Here is a 20,953-nt window from a genome sequence, read left to right on the forward strand (position 1 = left end):
TACAGCTTCGGGCAGATCCTCAAGGCCTGGTCGCCGTTCCTGATCCTCACCGCGATGGTCACCCTCTGGACCCTCAAGCCGTTCAAGGCGCTGTTCGCCGCCGGCGGCCCGCTGGAGCATCTGGTGCTGATGATCGCCATTCCGCACCTCGACCAGCTGGTGCTGAAGGTCGCCCCCATCGTCGCCGAGCCGACCGCCATGGCCGCAGTGTTCAAGCTCGACCCGATCTCCTCCACCGGCACCTCGATCTTCTTCTCCGGGCTGATCTCCATGGCCATCCTTGGTATCGGCGTGAAAACCGGTCTGACCATTCTCAAGGAGACCCTCGTGGAGCTGCGCTGGCCGATCCTGTCCATCGGCATGGTGCTGGCCTTCGCCTTCGTCACCAACTACTCGGGCATGTCCACCACCCTGGCCCTGGTGCTGGCCGGTACCGGCGCAGCCTTCCCGTTCTTCTCGCCGTTCCTCGGCTGGCTGGGGGTGTTCCTGACCGGCTCGGACACCTCCTCCAACGCCCTGTTCGGCTCGCTGCAGGCCACCACCGCGCACCAGATCGGGGTCAGCGACACCCTGCTGGTGGCCGCCAACACCACCGGCGGGGTGACCGGCAAGATGATCTCGCCGCAATCCATCGCCGTGGCCTGCGCCGCCACCGGAATGGTCGGCCGCGAATCCGACCTGTTCCGCTTCACCCTCAAGCACAGCCTGATCTTCGCCGCCTTCATCGGCCTGATCACGCTCGTCCAGGCCTACTGGCTGACCGGCATGCTGGTCGGCTAAGGCCTTCCCCGACCGGCCCTGGAGCTTCCGGGGCCGGCCTCATTCCCCGCCGGGCAGGCTCCTGTCCGGGCCGGTAGAATGGCTACTGGTCAGCCATCCTTCCGGAACTCCCGTGGTGAATCTTCAGCAAGGCTTCGTCCTGACCCGGCACTGGCGCGACACCCCGGCCGGCACCGAAGTCGACTTCTGGCTGGCGACCGACGCCGGTCCCCGGCACGTCCGCCTGCCCTGCCAGCCCTCCGTCGCCTTCATCCCCGCTGAACAGCGCGTGCAGGCCGAGGCCGTGCTGCGCGGAGAAAGCGATGTCGAACTACGCCCGCTGGCGCTACGCGACTTCCAGCAGCGCCCGGTGCTTGGCCTGTACTGTCGGGAGTATCGCCAGTTGCTGCGCCTCGACAAGCGCCTGCGCCAGGCCGGGGTGGACGTCTACGAGGCGGACATCCGCCCGCCGGAGCGCTACCTGATGGAACGCTTCATCACCGCACCGGTGCGCTTCACCGGCATTCAGGGAGAAGACGGCATCATCCGTGACGCCCAGCTGCGTCCCGACCCGGACTACCGGCCGTGCCTGAAGCTGGTGTCCCTAGACATCGAGACCAGCGCCCGCGGCGAGCTCTACTCCATCGCCCTGGAGGGCTGCGGCCAGCGCCAGGTCTACGTGCTCGGCCCGGCCAATGCCGCGGCCGGCGAGCTGGACTTCGCCCTCGACTACTGCGCGAGCCGCGCCGAGCTGCTGGAGCGCCTCAACGCCTGGCTGGCCCGCCACGACCCGGATGCGATCATCGGCTGGAACCTAGTGCAGTTCGATCTGCGCGTGCTGCGCGAGCACGCCGAGCGTCTCGGGGTACCGCTGCGCCTAGGTCGCGACGGCGACGCACTGGGCTGGCGCGAGCACGGCAGCCGCAGCCACCACTACTTCGCCGAGGCCGCCGGGCGGCTGATCATCGACGGCATCGAGGCACTGCGCTCGGCCACCTGGAGCTTCCCCTCGTTCAGCCTGGAAAGCGTCGCCCAGGAACTGCTCGGCGAGGGCAAGGCCCTGGACAACCCCTATCAGCGCATGGCCGAGATCGAGCGTATGTTCGCCGAGGACAAGCCGGCCCTGGCGCGCTACAACCTGCACGACTGCGAGCTGGTCACGCGGATCTTCGCAAGGACCGAGCTGCTGCCCTTCCTCCTCGAACGGGCCTCGGTCACCGGCCTGCCGGCGGACCGCAGCGGCGGCTCGGTGGCGGCCTTCACCCATCTGTACCTGCCGCACATGCACCGCTTGGGCTTCGTCGCTCCGAACCTCGGCGAGAAGGCCCCGGAGGCCAGCCCCGGCGGCTTCGTGATGGACTCCCGGCCGGGGCTCTACGACTCAGTGCTGGTGCTCGACTACAAGAGCCTCTACCCCTCGATCATCCGCAGCTTCCTGATCGACCCGGTGGGACTGATCGAAGGCCTGCGCCAGCCGGACGACCAGCATTCGGTGGAGGGCTTTCGCGGCGCGCGCTTCTCGCGTACCCGGCACAGCCTGCCAGCGATCGTCGAGCGCATCTGGCAGGGCCGCGAGCGGGCCAAGCGGGACGGCAACCAGCCGCTCTCCCAGGCCCTGAAGATCATCATGAACGCCTTCTACGGAGTACTCGGCTCCAGCGGCTGCCGCTTCTTCGATCCACGCCTGGCCTCGTCCATCACCATGCGCGGCCACCAGATCATGCGCCGCACCCGCGAGCTGATCGAAGGCGAAGGTTTCCAGGTGATCTACGGCGACACCGATTCCACCTTCGTCTGGCTCGGTCGCGCGCACGACGAAGAGCAAGCCACGCGCATCGGTCGCCGACTGGTGACCATGGTCAACCAGTGGTGGCGCGAGCACCTGAAAGGCGAGTTCGACCTGGACAGCGCCTTGGAGCTGCAGTTCGAGACCCACTACCGGCGCTTCCTGATGCCGACGATCCGCGGCGCCGAGGAAGGCAGCAAGAAGCGCTACGCCGGCCTGGTACGCCGCCCCGACGGCAGCGAGGAGATGGTCTTCAAGGGGCTGGAGACGGTGCGCACAGACTGGTCGCCACTGGCCCAGCGCTTCCAGCAAGAGCTCTACCTGCGGATCTTTCAGGGCCGGCCCTATGCCGACTACGTGCGCGACTACGTGCGCCGCACCCTGGCCGGCGAGCTGGACGAGCTGCTGGTCTACCGCAAGCGCCTGCGTCGGCGCCTCGCCGACTACCAGCGCACCGTCCCGCCGCACGTGCGCGCCGCGCGCATCGCCGACGCCTACAACGAGCGCCAGGGCCGCCCGCGCCAGTACCAGAGCGGCGGCTGGATCAGCTACGTCATCACCGTGGCCGGCCCCGAGCCGCTGGAAACCCGCCATTCGCCCATCGACTACGACCACTACCTGAACCGCCAGCTGCGCCCGGTGGCCGATGCCATCCTGCCCTTCGTGGGCGACGACTTCGCGCGGCTGATCGAGCCCCAGCTCAGCCTGTTCTGAACACCGCACCCACCGGGGGAAGCCGGAAAGGCGCACGGCCGCGCACAGAAGCGCCGCCAGGCCGTAAACTGCCCACTCCCGTGTCCGGAACCGCGGAAATCCTCTCCCCCAGATGCCAGACCAATCCAGGAACCCGACCAAAGGCGGTGCACCACGTCCCTCCGGCATCCGCTATCCGCTGCTGGCGAGCCTGTTGCTGCTGGCCAGCCTGAGTCTCTGGCTCGCCCTGCAGCGCGACCCGGCGCCGCCCGAGCCCGATCCCCTGCAGAGCAGCGCGCGGCTGGTGGACGAAGCGCAGTGTCAGGGCTGCCACGCCGAGCAGTTCCAGCGCTGGCGCGGCTCCCATCACCAGCTGGCGATGCAGACGGCCCGCGACGATACCGTGCTGGGCGACTTCGCCGGGCAGAGCGTCAAGATCGGCGCCGAGCAGGTGCGCTTCTTCCGCAGGGACGGCGGCTTCTGGGTGCATACCAAAGGCCCGGATGGACGGCCCGGCGACTTCCGCGTGGCCTATGTCCTGGGCGTCGAGCCGCTGCAGCAGTACCTGCTGGAACTGCCCGGCGGCCGCCTGCAGGCCTTCCCGCTGGCCTGGGACGTGGCGGCACGGCGCTGGCTCCAGCTCTATCCGGAGCAGTCCATGGACCGGCAGGACCCGCTGCACTGGAGCGGCCCGCAGCAGAACGCCAACTTCATGTGCATCGAGTGCCACACCACCGGCTTCCGGCGCAATTTCGATCCAGTCAGCGGTCACTACGCCAGCCATTGGCAAGCCCTCGGCGTCGGCTGCCAGTCCTGCCACGGCCCGGCCTCCAAGCACCTCGCCTGGGCCGCACAGCCAAACCGCGATGCCAGACGCGGCTTCGCGCTCTCCCTCGCCAGCGCCGATGCCCCGACCCAGGTGGAAAGCTGCGGGCGCTGCCATGCCCGACGCGCGCCGCTCGGCGACGGGTTCGACGCCCAGGGCCGGCTGCTGGACGACTACCTGCCCACCCTGTTGACCCCGCTGCTCTACGAGCTGGACGGCAAGATCAAGGACGAGGTGTTCGAGTGGGGCTCCTTCACCCAGAGCCGGATGTTCGCCAAAGGCGTGCGCTGCACCAACTGTCATGACCCGCACGGCGCCCGTCTCAAGGCCAGCGGCAACGCCCTCTGCCTGCAATGCCACAACCTGGCGGGCAAGCCCGCACTGCCCGGCATCGACGGCCGGGGCCTGCAGGCCAGGGACTACGATACCCCCGAGCACCACCATCACCGCTCCGGGCAACCCGGTTCGTAGTGCGTCGACTGCCACATGCCCGGCAAGTTCTACATGGTCCGGGATTTCCGCCACGATCACGGCTTCACCCTGCCCAACCCGGCGCGCGCCCTGAACCTCGGCACCCCGGACGCCTGCCTCGGCTGCCACCAGGACGATTCGAGCGAGGCAATCGTCCAGCGCTTCCGGGACTGGTACCCCGATCCACCGGCGAGCGGCAGGCCGCGCTATGACGAGAGCCTGCAACTGATCCGCAACGGTCTGCCAGGCGCCTCACGGGCGCTGTTGATGCAGCTGGAGGACGGCGAACTGCCGGCCATCCGCCGCGCCACCCTACTCGCCGAGCTGCCCAGCTACCCCAGCGAGCGCACCCTGAACCTGGCGCTGCGCGACCTCGGTCACGCCGATCCGCTGGTCCGCCGGGCCGCTGTCGAGGCGGTCAGCGCCCTGCTGCCGCAGGCTCGCCGCCTGGCGCCACTGGGCCCGCTGCTCGACGATCCGGTGCGCGGCGTGCGCCTGGCCGCCGCCGAGGCACTGATGGCACTACCGGACGCGACCCTCGGCCCGCAGCAGGCCAGCCACGCCAGTGCCCTGGCCGAGTACGAGCAGAGCCTCAGGGCCCAGGCCGACCGCGCCGAGGCCAATCTCGGCCTCGCCCGGCTCTACCAGGCCCGCGGACGCGCCGCCCTGGTCGAACCGGCGCTGCGCGCCGCCCTGCAGCGCGATCCCGACTATCTGCCGGCAGTAGTCGCCCTCGCCCAGTGGCTGGAGGAGCACGCCCGCGACGGGGAGGCCCACCGCCTGCTCGACGCGGCCCTGGCCCGCCATCCGCAGGCGGCGCTGCTGCACCATGCCAAGGGCCTTGCCCTGGTCCGCCAGGGCCGGAGAGAGGCCGGCATCGCGGCCCTGGCCGAGGCCGCCCGGCTGGCGCCGGAGGAGGTCCGCTTCGGCTACGCGCATGCCGTCGCCCGGCACGACGGCGGTGATCTGGCGGGCGCCATCGAGCAGCTGGAACGGCTGCTGGAACGCCAGCCGGGCAACCGCGAGGTACGCCTGGCGCTGATCGACTACTGCCGGGAAAGCGGCCAACTGCAGAAGGTCCAGGTGCTCCAGGCCGAGCTGGAGCGGATGAATCCGGACGATCCCGTGCTGCGGCAGTTGCAGTGAGGGAAGGCGGCAGGCGGAACGAGGTCCGCCCGCCGCTCAGAAACGGTCGAGCAGATGGAAGCGCGGCAATCCCAGACGCCAGCGGATCGCCGCCAGACGCGCCAGCAGCACGGTGGCCATCGACAGCCCGGTGGCCAGCCAGGGCGTGACCTCCAGCCGCTGCAGGACAATGAACACCAGCGAGCCGGCGATGCAGGCGGTGGCGTAGATCTCCTTCTGGAAGATCATCGGGATCTCGTTGCACAGCACGTCGCGCATCACGCCGCCGGCCACCCCGGTCATCACTCCCATGATCACCGCCGCGCTCACCGGGGTGTCGTGCTGCAGGGCGATCTGGGTACCCATTACGGTGAACACCGCCAGGCCGAAGGCGTCGGCGACCTGCAGGCCGGTTTCGTGGATCGGCCGGGTCAGGCGCACCCAGAGCACCGTGCCGAGCGCTGCCAGGCCGGCGACCAGGATGTAGGCGTCATTGCGGATCCAGGCCACCGGGTGGTTGTCGAGGATCAGGTCGCGCAGGGTGCCGCCACCGAGGGCGGTGATCACCGCGATCACCAGCACGCCGAACAGGTCCATGGACTTACGTCCGGCCATCAGGGCGCCGGAGATGGCGAACACCGCTACGCCGAACAGGTCCGATAGATAGAAAAGCTGCTCCATGGCGAACCGCTCAGGCCTCGACCGGCGTGCGCATGGTGACGAACTCCTCGGCGGCGGTCGGATGCACGCCGATGGTTTCGTCGAAGACCCGCTTGGTGGCCCCAGCCTTGAGCGCCACGGCCAGGCCCTGGACGATCTCGCCGGCCTCCGGACCGACCATGTGGCAGCCCAACACACGGTCGCTGTCGGCATCCACCACCAGCTTCATCAGGGTGCGTTCCTGGTCTTCGGTGAGGGTCAGCTTGAGCGCGCGGAAGCGGCTCTCGAACACCTTGACCCGATGCCCCTGCTCGCGGGCCTGCTCCTCGGTCAGACCGACGGTGCCGATGTTCGGCAGGCTGAACACCGCGGTGGGGATGTTGGCGTAGTCCACCGGCCGATAGTCCTCCGGGCGGAACAGCCAGCGCGCCACGGCCATGCCCTCGGCCAGCGCCACCGGGGTCAGCTGCACGCGACCGATCACGTCGCCGATGGCGAGGATCGACGGCTCGCTGGTGCGGTACTTGTCATCCACGCGGATGAAGCCACGCTCGTCCAGCTCCACGCCGGTATTCTCCAGGCCCAGTCCGTCCAGCATCGGCCGGCGCCCGGTGGCGTAGAACACGCAATCGGCCTCCAGCACCCGGCCGTCCTTCAGGGTGGCCAGCAGGCTGCCGTCGACCTGCTTGTCTATCCGCGCGATGTCGGCGTTGAACTGCAGGTCCATGCCCTTGCGCTCCAGCTCCTCCTTGAGGTGCCGGCGCACCGCACCGTCGAAGCCGCGGAGGAACAGCTCGCGGCGATACAGCAGGGTGGTCTGCGCGCCCAAGCCGTGGAAGATGGAGGCGAATTCCACGGCGATGTAGCCGCCGCCGACCACCAGCACGCGGCGGGGCAACTGCTCCAGGTAGAAGGCTTCGTTGGAGCTGATCGCATGCTCGCGGCCGGGAATCTCCGGAATCTGCGGCCAGCCGCCGGTGGCGATGAGGATGTGCCCGGCGCTGTAGCGCTGGCCGTCGACCTCGACTTGGTGGCCGTCGAGAAGCTTGGCGTGGCCTTCCAGCAGGGTGACGCCGGCGTTCACCAGCAGGTTTCGGTAGATGCCGTTGAGGCGCTGGATCTCGCGGTTCTTGTTGGCGATCAGGGTCGCCCAGTCGAAGCCCGGCTCCTCCAGCGACCAGCCGTAGCCCTTGGCCTGCTCGAAGTCGTCGGCGAAGTGGGCACCGTAGACCAGCAGCTTCTTCGGCACGCAGCCGACGTTCACGCAGGTGCCGCCCAGGTAGCGGCTTTCCGCCACGGCGACGCGGGCGCCGAAGCCGGCGGCGAAACGCGCCGCGCGCACGCCACCGGAGCCGGCACCGATGACGAATAGATCGAAGTCGTAAGACATGAGTCATCTCCCAGTACAGGTGGGCAAGCATAACGTTTCCGAAGCGCCTTGCCTGCGCCTGACGAGCAGGCCCTAGACTGTCCGAAAGGGAGATACCCGATCACCAGCGGCAGGAGCATGCCATGTACCCCACCCTCACCCACCTCGCCCTGCACGTTCCCGATCTGGAAGCCTGCGTGGACTTCTACCGGCGCTACTGCAACCTGCGGGTGATCCACGAGCGCCCGGGCAAGGGCTCGCGCATCGTCTGGATGGCCGAGCCCGGCAAGGAGCATCAGTTCATCCTGGTCATCATGCCCGGTGGCGAACCGCGCCGACTGGCCCCGGACGACTACAGTCACTTCGGCTTCGCAGTGGAAAGCCGCGAACAGGTCGACGCCATCGCCGCCCGCGCGGAACGGGAAGGCTGCCTGGTCTGGGCGCCGCGCGACGAGCCCTACCCGGTCGGCTACTACTGCGGTCTGCGCGATCCAGCCGGCCACTACGTGGAGTTCAGCTACGGCCAGCCACTCGGCCCCGGCTCCGAGGCCATGCCGATTCCCTGAGCCCCGAAACGAGAGAAGCCACCCGCAGGTGGCCTCTCCCATGTCGCGTGCGAGGCGTCAGGCCGGCTTGCCGGCCTTGTAGTAGTTCTCGAAACAGAAGTTGGTGGCCTCGACATAACCCTCGGCCCCACCGCAGTCGAAGCGCCGGCCCTTGAACTTGTAGGCCAGCACGCAGCCGTCCTGGGCCTGCTTCATCAGCGCATCGGTGATCTGGATCTCGCCGCCCTTGCCCGGCTCGGTCTGTTCGATCAGATCGAAGATGTCCGGGGTGAGGATGTAGCGGCCGATGATCGCCAGGTTGGAGGGAGCATCCTCCGGCTTCGGCTTCTCGACCATGGTGTTCACCCGGAAGATGTCATCGCGGATCATCTCGCCGGCGATCACCCCGTACTTGGAGGTTTCCTCGCGCGGCACCTCCTGGATGGCCACGATGGAGCAGCGGAACTGGTTGTACAGCTTGACCATCTGGCTGAGCACGCCGTCGCCGTCGATGTTCAGGCACAGGTCGTCGGCCAACACCACGGCGAAAGGCTCATCGCCGATCAGGGTGCGGCCGGTGAGGATGGCGTGGCCGAGGCCCTTCATCTCCACCTGGCGGGTGTAGGAGAAGCTGCACTCGTCGATAAGGCGACGGATGCTAGTCAGGTATTTTTCCTTGTCGGTGCCCTTGATCTGGCTCTCCAGCTCGTAGCTGATGTCGAAGTGATCTTCCAGGGCACGCTTGCCACGGCCGGTGACGATGGCAATCTCGTTGAGGCCGGCGGCCAGGGCTTCCTCGACGCCGTACTGGATCAGCGGCTTATTCACCACTGGCAGCATTTCCTTGGGCATCGCCTTGGTTGCGGGCAGGAAGCGGGTACCGTAACCGGCTGCTGGGAACAGGCACTTCTTGATCATGGGGATCCTTGCATCAGACGTGATAAGACGGAGAACGGGTCACTATGGCCGGCGACACCGCAGACGTCGCGCAGTCTAAACACGCGCCCCGGGCCTTACAATGACCGGCGGCCGGAGAAAAGCCGGATACCAAAGGATGGTGCCCGAAGCCGGACTCGAACCGGCATGCCATTGCTGGCGAGGGATTTTAAGTCCCCTGCGTCTACCGATTTCGCCATTCGGGCGGTAGCGCGAACGCAGAACTGGAGCTGCGAGCGGGCTGGACTATATACAGCCCCTTCTCCCTGAGGCAAGCCTGCCACAGGAAATCCATGATCAACCATGGCGAAACGAAAAAGCCCCGTAGATCAATCATCTACGGGGCTTTTCTATAGTGGAGGCCGAGGTCGGAATCGAACCGGCGTACACGGATTTGCAATCCGCTGCATGACCACTCTGCCACCCGGCCTCAAACGAAGACGCCGCGAGCTTGCGGCGTCTTCGTCAACTAACTGGAGCGGGAAACGAGACTCGAACTCGCGACCCCGACCTTGGCAAGGTCGTGCTCTACCAACTGAGCTATTCCCGCGTTGTCTTGGTGACGGGCGCCATTCTATAGATTCGTGACGCCCCGTCAAGCCTTTGATTCAAAAAAGTTTATTTCTTCTCGGTGGTGGTACTCAGATGCGGCCAGGCGGCCAGCAGGTAATGGCACATGGACCACAGGGTCAGTCCCGCCGCGACCATCAGCAGCGAGTAACCGAGCAGTACCCAGAAGGTGACCACCGGCGGGTTGGCCAGGAGGATGACCAGAGCGGTCATCTGCGCCGCAGTCTTCCACTTGCCCAGCCTGGACACCGCTACCTGGGCACGGGCGCCGAGTTCGGCCATCCACTCGCGCAAGGCGGAGATCACGATCTCACGTCCGATGATGATGGCCGCCGGCAGGGTCAGCCAGAGGTTGGCATGCTCCTCCACCAGCAGCACCAGTGCCACCGCCACCATCAGCTTGTCCGCCACCGGGTCGAGGAAGGCACCGAATGGGGTGCTCTGCTCCAGGCGACGAGCGAGATAGCCATCCAGCCAGTCAGTGACCGCCGCCAGGGCGAACACTGCGCTGGACGCCAGATAGCTCCAGCCGAACGGCAGGTAGAACAACAGGATGAAGATCGGGATCAGCAGGACGCGCAGAACGGTGAGAATGTTTGGGATGTTCATCAGGACATCTGGCCGGCGAAGTAAGCGGGCATTCTACTCGCTGTGCAGGGCGGCATAAATTGACTCGGCGAGCTTTTTGCTGATCCCTGGCGCCTTGGCGATCTCCTCCAGGCTGGCGCGGCTCAGCTCCTGCAGACCGCCGAAGTGGTTGAGCAGCTCGCGGCGGCGCTTGGGCCCGACGCCCGGCACTCCCTCCAGGGTCGAGGTGCGCCGCGCCTTTCCTCGCCGCGCCCGGTGGCCGGTGATGGCGAAGCGGTGGGCCTCGTCACGGATCTGCTGAATCAGGTGCAGGGCCGGCGAGGTGCCCGGCAGGGTGAACTCGTGGGCCGCATCGTTGAGGAACAGGGTTTCCAGGCCCGGCTTGCGGGTCACGCCCTTGGCCACGCCGAGCAGGATCAGTTCCGGCACCGCCAGCTCCTGCATGACCTCCCGAGCCATGGCCAGCTGTCCCTTGCCGCCGTCCACCAGGAGGATGTCCGGCAGCTTGCCTTCACCCTCCCTCACCTTGCTGAAGCGCCGGGTGAGCGCCTGGCGCATGGCCGCGTAGTCGTCGCCGGCGGTGACGCCTTCGATGTTGTAGCGGCGGTAGTCGGACTTGAGCGGCCCCTCGGGGCCGAACACCACGCAGGAAGCCACCGTGGCCTCGCCGCTGGAGTGGCTGATGTCGAAGCACTCCAGGCGCTGCGGCACTTCGTCCAGATTGAGCGCCTCGGCCAGCGCCTCGAAGCGCACGGCCAGATGCTGGCGGTTGGCCAGGCGGGCCGCCAGGGCCTGCTCGGCGTTGGTGATCGCCAGCTTCTGCCAGCGCGCCCGGGTGCCGCGCACCCGGTGGCTGATGGTCAGCTCGACGTCACGCAGTTCCTGGAGGGCCTCGATCAGCGCGGCGAAGTCCTCGTGCACCACGTTGACGATCAGTTCCCGCGGTAGGTCGCGCTCCGGGTTGCCCAGGTAGTACTGGGCAATGAAGGCGGCCATCACCTCGCCGACGCCCTCCTCTATGCCCACCTGGGGGAAGAAGTTCTTGCTGCCCAGCACTCGCCCACCGCGCACGCTGATCAGGTGCACGCAGGCGCCGCCGGGGTTGGTCACCGCTGCAATCACGTCCACGTCGCCGCTGCCGCCTTCCATGCTCTGCTGATCCTGGACGCGGCGCAGCACGGCGATCTGGTCGCGCAACACCGCGGCGCGCTCGAAGTCCAGGCGCATGGCCGCTTCCTGCATCAAGGTCGAGAGCTCCTCGGCCAGGGCATTGCTGCGCCCCTCAAGGAACATCACCGAGTGGCGCACGTCCGCGGCGTACTCCTCGGGCGACACCAACCCCACGCAGGGGCCCTTGCAGCGCTTGATCTGATACTGCAGGCAGGGCCGGGTGCGGTTGCGGAAGTAGCTGTCCTCGCACTGGCGGACCAGAAAGGCCTTCTGCAGCAGTGCCAGGCTCTCACGGATCGCCCCGGCGCTGGGATAAGGCCCGAAGTAGCGGCCCCTGGCCTTCTTCGCCCCGCGGTGGATGCCCAATCGCGGAAACTCGCCGTCCGAGAGGAACACGTAGGGATAGGACTTGTCGTCGCGCAGCAGGATGTTGTAGGGCGGCCGCCACTCCTTGATCAGCGTCTGCTCGAGCAGCAGCGCCTCGGTTTCGTTGGCGGTGATGGTGGTTTCGATCTGCGCGATGCGACCGACCAGCGCGGCGGTCTTGGGCGCCAGGCCGGTCTTGCGGAAGTAGCTGGAAAGACGCTTCTTGAGGTTCTTGGCCTTGCCGACATAGAGCAGCTTGCCGCCTTCGTCGAGCATGCGGTAAACGCCGGGGCGTCCGCTGCAGGTGGCGAGGAAGGCAGCGGGATCGAACGGAGCGCCCATCTCAGCTGGCGGCGTCGACCATACCGTGACGCACGGCCAGCAGCGCCAGCTCCACGTCACTGGTGATGGAAAGCTTCTCGAAGATGCGATAGCGGTAGGTGTTCACGGTCTTCGGCGACAGGCAGAGCTTGTCGGAGATGGTCTGCACCTTCTGGCAGTCGGCGATCATCATGGCGATCTGGATCTCCCGCTCGGAGAGCAGGTCGAACGGAGAACCCTTGTTCTGCGTCTGGAACGGCTTGAGGGCCAGCTGCTGGGCGATCTGCGGACTGATGAAGCGCTGCCCGGCGAACACCAGGCGGATGGCCCGGACCATCTCCTCGAGCGCCGCGCCCTTGGTCAGATAGCCAGCGGCGCCGGCCTGTAGCAGGCGGGTGGGGAACGGGTCGTCCTCGCAGGCGGTGACGGCGATCACCTTCATATCCGGATGGCTGCGCAGCAACTTGCGGGTCGCCTCCAGGCCGCCGATGCCGGGCATCTTGATGTCCATCAGCACCACGTCCGGCTTGAGCTCGCGCGCTTTCTTCAGGGCTTCCTCCCCCGAATCGGCCTCCCCCACCACCTGCAATCCATCGATATCAGCCAGCATGCGTGTGATGCCGGTGCGCACCAGATCGTGGTCGTCGACCACCAGGATCCTAATCAAACGACACCTCGTAGCACTCCAGGGGCCGCTTCATGCAGCAGTCTTCTTTTGTGCCGGACACATTATCAAAATCCGGCGGATGGACCTAGTTAGGCTCGGGATCATCCAAGGACGGGCGCCCAAAACCAGGCGTGAGCACTGGTCGAGCGGCCACGGCGCCCTTCCCGTCCGGCCCGCCATGCCGGAGCGCCCAGACTACGGGGAATGGCCATTCGGGAGAATACCGCTCGTCGGCCTGGGCATACCGCCCCTCCCCAAGCGTCCCACGCATGCCTGCCGGGAAACATTGCCCCGGAGCGGGATAGCCGTTGCCAAGGGCGGCTTAGCATGGGCACAACCCTGCGGCTACTTCCCATTCCGCCACGGCATGATGAAGGTAGAGGGCTTCGCCCGGGCCCGGGGGCAACTGCACCTGGTGGCCGGCGGCCGGGATGAGGGCTGGCCGGAGAACGACCGCGCCGGATGCTTCCGGAGTGGAAAGGAGGCCAGCGCCTGGTTCTGCGACCCGGTCGCCTTCGGCCATGCGCTGCGCAAGAACCTGCTCGCCCACGGTCTGAATCCGGCCGACTTCCACCAGGAACCAGATGCGCTGAAACGGCCTCCGGCAGAAACGAAAAAGCCCCTGGAAACAGGGGCTTTGGGGGCGAAAACATGGCGGAAGCGCAGTCCCCCACCGTAGCGTCTCGCGTGATCGCTTAAAGTCGCTAGATTGCCCGCAACCCCTCGTAAATACAAGGCTTCTGCCGCGGTGATCGTCTCGGATGGTCTCGACTTATCGCGTAAGATCGCGTAATCTTAGGCGGGTTTATAGGCGGGTGCGAGATCATGCCACGAGTTGCGAAAGAGCTATCAGCGTTGGAGGTGAAACGCCTCTCAGAGCCGGGGATGTACGCCGTTGGGGGCGTGCCCGGGCTTCATCTTCAAGTCCTCCCCGGCGGAGGAAGGACCTGGCTGCTGCGGGTCACTATCGGTGCGACCGCGAGCGGCAAGCAGCGCCGCAGCGAGGTCGGCTTGGGCGGGTATCCGGCGGTGACGCTACAGCAGGCCCGCGACAAGGCGCGCGAGGTCCGGGAGAAAATCGCCCAAGGCATCGACCCGATAGCCGAGCGCAAGGCCGCGCGCTCCGCGCTGCTGGCGAGCCGAGCCACGGCGATTACGTTCGAGGAGGCTGCGCGCCAGTGCATGGAAGCGAAAGCCCCCGAGTGGAAGAACGCGAAGCACGCCCAGCAGTGGAACAACACGCTGGAAACCTACGCCTTCCCGACCCTCGCCAAGCTACAGGTCAGCGACATCGACACGCCGCATGTCTTGGAAGTGCTCAAACCGATCTGGACCAAGAAAACAGAGACAGCAAAGCGGCTGCAAGGACGCATCGAGGTCATCTTGGATTGGGCGACCGCTCGCAAGTACCGTGACGGCTCGAATCCCGCGCGCTGGAAAGGCAACCTTGAGGCGATGCTGCCCAGGCCGTCGAAGGTGGCGAAGAACGGCAACCATGCCGCGCTGCCCTTCGCGGAGGCTCCCGCGTTCATGAAGCATCTTCGCAAGATGGAAGGGACCGGCGCGCGGGCGCTGGAGTTCACCATTCTGACCGCCGCCCGCTCCGGCGAGGTACGCGGGGCGAAGTGGGACGAAATCGACCTTGAGGCCCGCGTGTGGACGATCCCGGCGGACCACATGAAGATGGGCAAGGAACACACCGTGCCGCTCACCGAGGAGGCGGTGGCCTTGTTGAAGGCCCTGCCGGTATTCGAGGGCAATAATCTTGTATTCCCTGCATCCCGTGGCGGCGAGTTGTCGGATATGACGTTGGCCGCAGTCATCAAGCGTATGCACGAAAGCGAGACGAAGGCCGGGCGCAAGGGCTACATTGACCCGAAGCAGACCGACAAGAACGGCAACCCGAAGATTGCCACGCCGCACGGGTTCCGCTCGACCTTCCGTGACTGGGCGGGCGAGACAACGCACCACCCCCGGGAAGTGATCGAACATGCCCTTGCCCACCAGCTCAAGGACAAGGCCGAAGCCGCCTATGCGCGCGGCAGTCTTTTCCAGAAACGTCAGGCACTTATGGCTGATTGGGCCGCGTATCTTCACCCGAAAAAGTAAAGTAAGCCGTTGATCTACAAAAAGATTTTATCCTTCGAGGCTAGACGAGACGCCCTGAAAGTCTTATAGTCTTTCGCATATCCCGCCGGTTCCCCGGCGCGGACGTACAGAAATGGAGAACGAGTTGAGCCACTGGTGGCTCGACCTTCACCCGTTTCTGGTGCGAGTCATCCAAGGGGAAGCGTTCGAGCTGTTTGTTATCGGCTCCGCGCTTCCCCTTCTTGTTTTTCGGCAGGCGGCAGCGCGGACGTATTGGAGCCGCTGCCATGCAGACACAATCAACAAAATCACTCCGTCCAGCCCAAGCGGCTGAGTTCTTGGGCATCAGCCACGCCACGCTCTGGCGCTGGCTCAAGGAACGTCCCGACTTCCCACGCCCACGCAAGATCGGCGCGCGCACAACCATCTGGATTGTCGCGGAGCTGGAACAATGGCGTGATGCCCAAGCGCATCAGTGAGGAGGCGGAACCTATGAAACCGAGCCTCACAGCGCAAATAGCTGCGCCCACCGAAGCCCGCCGCGCGTCCTACGTCGCTTGGCTGCTCCGTCTCGACCCTCTCCGCGTGTTCCCCGCCGGGCCTGAGTGCAACACCGAAGCCGATCAACACCTTGTCGATACGGTCTTTGCCCAGCTCGAAGAACTGACCGAGCAGGCCGCGCGCTCCTCCGACCGCTCGCCGCGGGCCGTCTGGTTCCGCCGCACCCTCGATCACTGCAACGAGGTGATGAGCGGCAAGGCCGATCCCGCCGACAACGGTTGGTTCGACAACAAGGCCGGGTATCGCCGCGGAATCCACCTGTTTCAGGAGGTCGCAGAATGATTGCTGACTTCCTCGACAACTACCGCCCCGGCGGGCCGTTCGTTCTCACGTCCATCGTCCCGGACGGGAAAACCGAGACGCGCACCTTCACCGACTCGAAGGAGGCGGAGGCGTGGGCCATTCGCCAGAACGAAACCAAGAATATCTACTTCCACGTCAATCGCACGCGGGGACCGCTGACGGCGAAGGCGAAGAAGGAGGACATTGCCGCGGTTGAATACCTGCACGTTGACATCGACCCGCGCACCGGGGAGGACTTCGAGCAGGAGCGCACCCGCATCCTTCGCTTGCTGACTGCCGAACTGCCCAAGGGCGTCCCGGCTCCCTCGCTGGTGATCGACTCCGGCGGAGGCTTTCAGGCCTTCTGGCGTCTGGCGGAACCGCTGAACATCGACGGCGACACCGACAAGGCCCACGAGGCGGAACGCTACAACCGGGCGCTTGAACTCGCCTTCAGTGCTGACTCGTGCCACGACGTTTCGCGCATCATGCGCACGCCGGGGACGATGAATTGGCCGAACAAGAAGAAGCGCGACAAGGGCCGGGAGCCGCGCGAGGCGGAGGTGTACAGCCGCACGGGTGCCACCTATCCGCTAACCGCTTTCAAGCCAGCCCCTGCTGTCGCCAGCACGCTGCCACGCGCCGCCACCGGGAAGGCATCCGCGCCCGTGCCCTTGGGCGAGGGTATGGGGATGGGCACGGAGGAGCTGCTAGCGTGGGCGAAGGCCAACGGCAAAACGCTCAAGGAATCGACCCTTGCGCGGATCGCCACCGGCGAGGACCCGCTGGACCCGGCCAAGTACCCCTCCCGCTCCGAAGCATTGTTTGCTGTCTGCTGCGACCTTGTCCGGGCCGGGGCTGATGATGCGGTGATCTTCGCCGCGATCACAGACCCGAACAACAAGATTGCGGAAAGCGTGCGGGAGAAACCCCGCTGGCAAGCCTACGCCGCGGACCAGATCCAGAAGGCCCGCGCGAAGGTGGCCGAAGCCGCGCAGCTCCCGACTTGGGACCGCGTGAACAAGGACGGCGAACCGCTGGTCAGCTACTGGAACGCCCGGACGGCGCTGCTACTGATGGGCGTGGAATGCCGCTATGACAAGTTCCGCGCCCGCCACCTCGTGGGCTCCCATGAGTTGCAGGAGTTTGCCGGGGAGTTCTCCGACCACGCGGAGCGCATCTTGCGTGACGAGATCATCCGCCGCTTCGGCTTCGATCCGGGCGACGTGAACACGAACAAGGCGGTGCTGTCGCTGTGTACGGAAAACCGCTTTGACTCGCTGATCGACCACCTCCACGCCCTCCCGGCTTGGGATGGGAAGCCGCGCCTTGATTCCTGGCTGATCGACTTCTGCGGGGCGGAGGATAGCCCATACACGCGCGCCGCCGGGGCCGTCTGGCTGACCGCGGCAATCGCCCGCGCCTTTGAGCCGGGCGTGAAGTTCGATTACATGCTGGTACTGATGGGAGGCCAAGGCGTGGGGAAATCGACCGCGCTGCGCATCCTCGCAGGTGATGAGTTCTTCTCTGACGCCGCCTTCCTTGGTGCGCGTGACACCCGCGAAGTCTTGGAGGTGACCTCCGGCGTGTGGATTCTCGAATGCGCAGAGCTGGACGGCATGAGCAAGAAGGACGTTTCAGCCCTCAAGGCGACGATTGCCCGGCAGGCCGATACCGGACGCCCCGCCTACGCGCGCAGCCCCGTCACGGTCCCCCGGCGCTTTGTCTTGGCGGGAACCACCAATGAGGAGCGTTTCCTACAAGACCCGACCGAGAACCGCCGCTTCTGGCCGGTCGCCGTGTCCCGTGTAGACCTCGAAGGTCTGCACGCCGCGCGTGACCAGCTCATCGCGGAGGCGCTGGCCCGCTACCGCTCCGGCGACTACGCGCTGACCCTCGAAGGGGAAGCAGCCACCGGCGCGAAGCAGGCGCAAGCGCAACGCCGTGTGGTCGATGAAGGCTACATGGAGTGCCTCGAAGGCCTGCGCGACGAAATCCAGCAATGGAAGGGCCAATGGATCGTCAAAACGGAAGCGGTCTACAACCGGCTGGGCATCCCGCAGAAGGACCGCAACGGTGGAGTACCCCGGAAGGTGAAGGAGGCGATGACGGCGCTGAGGTGGAAGCCAGAAGGCCCCGTGCGGATCGACGGGGAGCTGTGCCGCATCTACGTCTGGGCCGGAGACGGAAACCCGGCGGGCCTAGTCCCCTTCTGATGGGCGATGTGCCAGAGTTACGCGAAAATGGGCGGGTTCCCCGTAACGGCCGGAAATCCATCAACGGATGGGCTTCCGGCTGTATTTTTTGCGCTCGGGTTACGCGATACGCGTCAATTCCTATTAGACCCTTACGCGTATACGGCGCGACGCCCTACGCCCACGGGTCAGGCGGTAGCCGGTCCAGGTTCTCCTCCCCTCCTGAAGTCTTTTACCTAGTTTCCCCGTAACCGCGTAACGGAAAGCCGGGAAAGCCAGAAGCGTATGGGGTCCGGGGCAGTTACGTGGAAGCTGTCCCGCCGCGTAGCGACCCGTAACCGCGTAACGGCTCCCGCCCGTTGGGCTGATTCACCCCCGCGCCGCCGCCATGCGCCCTGATTCAACAATTCCGAAAACGTCCGCGGAACCACACCGCCGGAGCGCCAGCGAATCCACGCCCCTGTCTCCGCGGTTTTCGGTATTCCATTAACGCTCGATTTCGGAATGGTTCGCAGCTATAGTTACTGTACGCATATACAGTAATGAGAATCAGTCCATGAGAGTCGCCCTATACGCTCGCGTCAGTACCAACAAAGACCAGACGGTTGAGACCCAGCTACTTGCCCTGCGCGAGTGGGCCGCGGGCCGTGGTCATGAAGTGGTGGCCGAGTTTGTGGATGAGGGCATCAGCGGGACGAAGGGCCGCGACAAGCGCCCCGGGCTGGACGCCCTGATGAAGGCCGCCACACTCGGCAAGTTCGACATGGTCGGAGTAACCGCGCTGGACCGGCTGGGCCGGAGCCTGCCGCATCTGGTCGGGCTGGTGGCGGAACTCGAAGCCCTGAAGGTCGGGCTGTTCGTCCGCAACCTGGCGCTCGACACCTCCACGCCCGCCGGGCAGCTCATGTTCAACGTGATGGGCTCCCTCGCGCAGTTCGAGCGGGAGCTGATCCGCGAGCGGACGATGCTGGGCCTTGAGCGCGCCCGCAAGCAGGGCAAGACGTTGGGCCGTCCGAAGGTATCCGCCGGGACCGAGCACCGCATTGCCGACATGCTCCGCGCCAGCGTCCCCGTGAACAAGATCATGCGCCTGACCCGTGTAGGGGCCTCGACCGTGTACCGAATCAAGAAGGAGTTGGAAGCATGTCCGACAAGCAATTGACCAAGAAGCAGACCGCGCCCGCCCCGGCGCTGCCGTTCCTCTCGCCCCATCAGCTCGAAGTCGCCCGCGAGCTGGCGCAGGAAGGCAACCGTGAGCACACGATCCGGCGGGCCTTGGGCCTTACCCCAGCCCAATGGAAACGCCTCAAGGAAGACAGCGAGGAAGGCGAGCTGTCGCCGCTCGCGCTCGCCCTCGAAGAAGGCCGCGCCGAAGGGGCCGGTGAGATCGTGGCCTTCATGAAAGACAAGATGAAGAACGAGGGCGACATCAGGGCCGCGGAATGGCTCGCGGATCGCATCTACAAGATCAACAAGGGCGACGGCAACAACGAGGACGCCCCGCGCGTGCTCATCCAGATCAACGCGGCGCTGTCGCCGGAGGACTACGGGAGGATCATCAATGTCGAACGTGCCTAACACCATCCGCCCGACTCCGTTTCAGGCGACCGTCCTGAGCATCCCCGAGGATCATTTCATCTTCTTGGGCGGGGGCCGCGGGGGCGGCAAGTCCTTCGGCCTGCAACTGCTCATCCTGCGGCACTGCGACCAGTACAAGAACCGCGCCCGCGTCCTCGTGACCCGCCGCCGGTTGAAGTCGCTGCTTCAGTTCGCGGAGGAGCTGCGCGGGCTCATGCGCTCCGCCTACGGCTCCGGCTTCACCTACAACCAGAATGACAACGTGTTCCGGCTCCCGAACGGGGCAACGGTCGCGCTGACGCACTGCGAGTCCAGCGCCGCCCTACAAGACACGGTGCAGGGCATGACCTTCTCGCTGATCGTGGTCGATGAGGCGGGCGAAGGTCCCGAGCTGCCGGTGATTGACGCGCTCGCGCTGACCCTCCGCGCTCCGGGCGTCCCGCTGCGCATGGTCTTGGCGGGGAACCCGGGCGGCGCGAACCATTCCGCGCTGGCGGAGCGATACGTCACGGGCCGCGAGCCTTGGGCACCGTTCGAGTTCGCGGACCAGAAGTGGGTCTATGCGCCTTCAACCGTGGACGACAATCCGCACCTGCCGGACGCCTACAAGCGCAACTTCTCCGTCCTCGCCCACACCGACCCGGCGCTGTACAAGGCGCACCGTCACGGCGACTGGTCGGCCATCGTTGGCGATTACTTCGGCGGCGTCTGGCAGCACGCCCGCGCGGTGTTCGATCATCACGAGGTCCCGCCGGAAATGTTCGCCACGCTGCGCTTGTCGATTGACTGGGGCAGCGCCGCGCCGTGTGCGTCTGTCTTGGGCGGACAGCTCGCCTATGACGTGCGCCTGAGCGATGACCGGGTGATGCCGCGCGGGGCTTGGGTGATCTATGACGAGCATTTCGAGTGCGACCCGAAGAACATCAGCCGTGGGACGGGCCGGACGCCCGGGCAGATTGCGCCCGCCCTTCATGCGATGGCACACCGGAACGGAGTGCGCGCCCGGGGCGTGATCGACTCCGCCGCCGAAGCCCGGACCGCAGGCCGCGCGGAGGCGTCGATTGGCGACCTGTTCCGCGAGGCCGGGGTGAGGGTATCGCCCGCCCGGAAGGGGGCGCGTGTGCCTCGCTTCGAGTTGTTGAAGCAGCTCATGGCCAACGGTGAATTCTTCGTCGCCTCGCGGTGCCGCTTCTGGCTGGCGACGGTCCCGAGCCTGCCGCGCGATCCGCGCAACCCTGAGGACGTGGACAGCGCCGCGAACGATCACGCGCTGGATGCCACGTCCTACCTGATTGCCGGGGCCGCTCATGGGCATGTCGCCGTGTCCGGCTTCGTGCCGCCCATTCGCCTGCCCGATACGGGCAACCGCGTGATCTACATTTGAGGAGAAGCCGCTA

At 66.1% G+C, this 20,953-nt stretch carries 19 protein-coding genes and 3 tRNA genes; 13 read left to right on the forward strand and 9 right to left on the reverse strand.

Going from position 1 to position 20,953, the window contains the following annotated elements:
* The 4 genes from H165_RS0110940 to H165_RS19990 all read left to right on the forward strand — a co-directional run.
* Positions 1-780, forward strand: a 780-nt coding sequence (locus H165_RS0110940; protein WP_017938982.1) for an L-lactate permease, incomplete at its 5' end; no start/stop codon positions are given.
* A 115-nt stretch (positions 781-895) separates the two neighbouring features.
* Positions 896-3,259 (forward strand): DNA polymerase II, encoded by a 2,364-nt coding sequence (locus tag H165_RS0110945; RefSeq protein ID WP_026146552.1) that lies wholly within the window; start codon positions 896-898, stop codon positions 3,257-3,259.
* Between the two features lie 112 nt (positions 3,260-3,371).
* The gene (locus tag H165_RS19985) at positions 3,372-4,535 is read left to right on the forward strand and encodes a cytochrome c3 family protein (RefSeq protein WP_017938984.1); all 1,164 of its coding nucleotides are present in this window, start codon (positions 3,372-3,374) and stop codon (positions 4,533-4,535) included.
* 15 nt (positions 4,536-4,550) lie between these two features.
* Complete coding sequence (locus H165_RS19990) at positions 4,551-5,681, forward strand: tetratricopeptide repeat protein (protein ID WP_017938985.1); 1,131 nt, start codon at positions 4,551-4,553, stop codon at positions 5,679-5,681.
* 36 nt (positions 5,682-5,717) lie between these two features.
* On the opposite strand, the gene H165_RS0110955 is transcribed toward H165_RS19990, so the two are convergent.
* Complete coding sequence (locus tag H165_RS0110955; RefSeq protein WP_017938986.1) at positions 5,718-6,341, reverse strand: trimeric intracellular cation channel family protein; 624 nt, start codon at positions 6,339-6,341, stop codon at positions 5,718-5,720.
* 10 nt (positions 6,342-6,351) lie between these two features.
* Entirely contained in the window at positions 6,352-7,710 is a 1,359-nt protein-coding gene (gorA, locus tag H165_RS0110960) for a glutathione-disulfide reductase (RefSeq protein WP_017938987.1), read from the reverse strand.
* A 122-nt stretch (positions 7,711-7,832) separates the two neighbouring features.
* Here gorA and H165_RS0110965 point away from each other — a divergent pair, with 122 nt between their 5' ends.
* Complete coding sequence (locus H165_RS0110965) at positions 7,833-8,255, forward strand: VOC family protein (RefSeq protein WP_017938988.1); 423 nt, start codon at positions 7,833-7,835, stop codon at positions 8,253-8,255.
* Between the two features lie 57 nt (positions 8,256-8,312).
* On the opposite strand, the gene galU is transcribed toward H165_RS0110965, so the two are convergent.
* From galU to gacA, 7 genes are all read right to left on the reverse strand, one after another.
* The gene (gene galU, locus H165_RS0110970; RefSeq protein WP_017938989.1) at positions 8,313-9,152 is read right to left on the reverse strand and encodes a UTP--glucose-1-phosphate uridylyltransferase GalU; all 840 of its coding nucleotides are present in this window, start codon (positions 9,150-9,152) and stop codon (positions 8,313-8,315) included.
* A gap of 137 nt (positions 9,153-9,289) precedes the next feature.
* Positions 9,290-9,376, reverse strand: a tRNA-Leu gene (locus H165_RS0110975).
* A 150-nt stretch (positions 9,377-9,526) separates the two neighbouring features.
* Positions 9,527-9,600, reverse strand: a tRNA-Cys gene (locus tag H165_RS0110980).
* Positions 9,601-9,644: 44 nt separating this feature from the next.
* Positions 9,645-9,720 (reverse strand) — tRNA-Gly (locus tag H165_RS0110985).
* 68 nt (positions 9,721-9,788) lie between these two features.
* Entirely contained in the window at positions 9,789-10,349 is a 561-nt protein-coding gene (gene pgsA, locus H165_RS0110990) for a CDP-diacylglycerol--glycerol-3-phosphate 3-phosphatidyltransferase (protein WP_017938990.1), read from the reverse strand.
* A gap of 33 nt (positions 10,350-10,382) precedes the next feature.
* Positions 10,383-12,206, reverse strand: a complete 1,824-nt coding sequence (uvrC, locus tag H165_RS0110995; RefSeq protein WP_017938991.1) for an excinuclease ABC subunit UvrC — start codon at positions 12,204-12,206, stop codon at positions 10,383-10,385.
* Between the two features lies 1 nt (position 12,207).
* On the reverse strand, positions 12,208-12,852 hold the full coding sequence (gacA, locus tag H165_RS0111000; RefSeq protein ID WP_026146553.1) for a response regulator transcription factor GacA: 645 nt from the start codon (positions 12,850-12,852) through the stop codon (positions 12,208-12,210).
* A gap of 367 nt (positions 12,853-13,219) precedes the next feature.
* On the opposite strand from gacA, the gene H165_RS19590 reads away from it, so the two are divergent.
* From H165_RS19590 to H165_RS0111035, 8 genes are all read left to right on the forward strand, one after another.
* Positions 13,220-13,531, forward strand: coding sequence for a ferredoxin reductase domain-containing protein (locus tag H165_RS19590; protein WP_155943608.1), 312 nt, complete (start codon positions 13,220-13,222; stop codon positions 13,529-13,531).
* A 182-nt stretch (positions 13,532-13,713) separates the two neighbouring features.
* Positions 13,714-14,961 (forward strand): tyrosine-type recombinase/integrase, encoded by a 1,248-nt coding sequence (locus tag H165_RS0111005; protein WP_248681210.1) that lies wholly within the window; start codon positions 13,714-13,716, stop codon positions 14,959-14,961.
* A gap of 266 nt (positions 14,962-15,227) precedes the next feature.
* Positions 15,228-15,419, forward strand: a complete 192-nt coding sequence (locus H165_RS19180) for a helix-turn-helix transcriptional regulator (protein WP_081609350.1) — start codon at positions 15,228-15,230, stop codon at positions 15,417-15,419.
* Between the two features lie 13 nt (positions 15,420-15,432).
* Positions 15,433-15,783 carry a hypothetical protein gene (locus tag H165_RS0111010; RefSeq protein WP_081609351.1) on the forward strand — a complete coding sequence of 117 codons (351 nt, stop codon included), beginning with the start codon at positions 15,433-15,435 and terminating at the stop codon, positions 15,781-15,783.
* Entirely contained in the window at positions 15,780-17,999 is a 2,220-nt protein-coding gene (locus H165_RS18950) for a VapE domain-containing protein (protein WP_051059504.1), read from the forward strand. The genes H165_RS0111010 and H165_RS18950 overlap by 4 nt, the downstream gene beginning before the upstream one ends.
* 535 nt (positions 18,000-18,534) lie before the next feature.
* The gene (locus H165_RS0111025) at positions 18,535-19,140 is read left to right on the forward strand and encodes a recombinase family protein (RefSeq protein ID WP_017938995.1); all 606 of its coding nucleotides are present in this window, start codon (positions 18,535-18,537) and stop codon (positions 19,138-19,140) included.
* The gene (locus H165_RS0111030) at positions 19,122-19,556 is read left to right on the forward strand and encodes a hypothetical protein (protein ID WP_017938996.1); all 435 of its coding nucleotides are present in this window, start codon (positions 19,122-19,124) and stop codon (positions 19,554-19,556) included. The genes H165_RS0111025 and H165_RS0111030 overlap by 19 nt, the downstream gene beginning before the upstream one ends.
* Positions 19,540-20,940: a PBSX family phage terminase large subunit gene (locus H165_RS0111035; RefSeq protein ID WP_017938997.1), complete on the forward strand. Its 1,401-nt coding sequence runs from the start codon at positions 19,540-19,542 to the stop codon at positions 20,938-20,940. The genes H165_RS0111030 and H165_RS0111035 overlap by 17 nt, the downstream gene beginning before the upstream one ends.
* Positions 20,941-20,953 lie beyond the last annotated feature (13 nt).

The sequence above is a fragment of the Pseudomonas thermotolerans DSM 14292 genome, from assembly GCF_000364625.1.
GTDB classification, from domain to species: Bacteria; Pseudomonadota; Gammaproteobacteria; order Pseudomonadales; family Pseudomonadaceae; genus Aquipseudomonas; species Aquipseudomonas thermotolerans.

What these genes read in the sequence shown, in the direction of transcription:
- H165_RS19180 (WP_081609350.1), top strand. Translation starts at nt 15,228, where the DNA reads ATGCAGACACAATCAACAAAATCACTCCGTCCAGCCCAAGCGGCTGAG.
- uvrC (WP_017938991.1), bottom strand. Translation starts at nt 12,206, where the DNA reads ATGGGCGCTCCGTTCGATCCCGCTGCCTTCCTCGCCACCTGCAGCGGA.
- H165_RS19590 (WP_155943608.1), top strand. Translation starts at nt 13,220, where the DNA reads ATGATGAAGGTAGAGGGCTTCGCCCGGGCCCGGGGGCAACTGCACCTG.
- H165_RS19990 (WP_017938985.1), top strand. Translation starts at nt 4,551, where the DNA reads ATGCCCGGCAAGTTCTACATGGTCCGGGATTTCCGCCACGATCACGGC.
- H165_RS0111035 (WP_017938997.1), top strand. Translation starts at nt 19,540, where the DNA reads ATGTCGAACGTGCCTAACACCATCCGCCCGACTCCGTTTCAGGCGACC.
- H165_RS0111025 (WP_017938995.1), top strand. Translation starts at nt 18,535, where the DNA reads ATGAGAGTCGCCCTATACGCTCGCGTCAGTACCAACAAAGACCAGACG.
- galU (WP_017938989.1), bottom strand. Translation starts at nt 9,152, where the DNA reads ATGATCAAGAAGTGCCTGTTCCCAGCAGCCGGTTACGGTACCCGCTTC.
- H165_RS0110965 (WP_017938988.1), top strand. Translation starts at nt 7,833, where the DNA reads ATGTACCCCACCCTCACCCACCTCGCCCTGCACGTTCCCGATCTGGAA.
- H165_RS0111010 (WP_081609351.1), top strand. Translation starts at nt 15,433, where the DNA reads ATGAAACCGAGCCTCACAGCGCAAATAGCTGCGCCCACCGAAGCCCGC.
- H165_RS0111030 (WP_017938996.1), top strand. Translation starts at nt 19,122, where the DNA reads ATGTCCGACAAGCAATTGACCAAGAAGCAGACCGCGCCCGCCCCGGCG.
- H165_RS18950 (WP_051059504.1), top strand. Translation starts at nt 15,780, where the DNA reads ATGATTGCTGACTTCCTCGACAACTACCGCCCCGGCGGGCCGTTCGTT.
- pgsA (WP_017938990.1), bottom strand. Translation starts at nt 10,349, where the DNA reads ATGAACATCCCAAACATTCTCACCGTTCTGCGCGTCCTGCTGATCCCG.
- H165_RS0110955 (WP_017938986.1), bottom strand. Translation starts at nt 6,341, where the DNA reads ATGGAGCAGCTTTTCTATCTATCGGACCTGTTCGGCGTAGCGGTGTTC.
- gorA (WP_017938987.1), bottom strand. Translation starts at nt 7,710, where the DNA reads ATGTCTTACGACTTCGATCTATTCGTCATCGGTGCCGGCTCCGGTGGC.
- H165_RS19985 (WP_017938984.1), top strand. Translation starts at nt 3,372, where the DNA reads ATGCCAGACCAATCCAGGAACCCGACCAAAGGCGGTGCACCACGTCCC.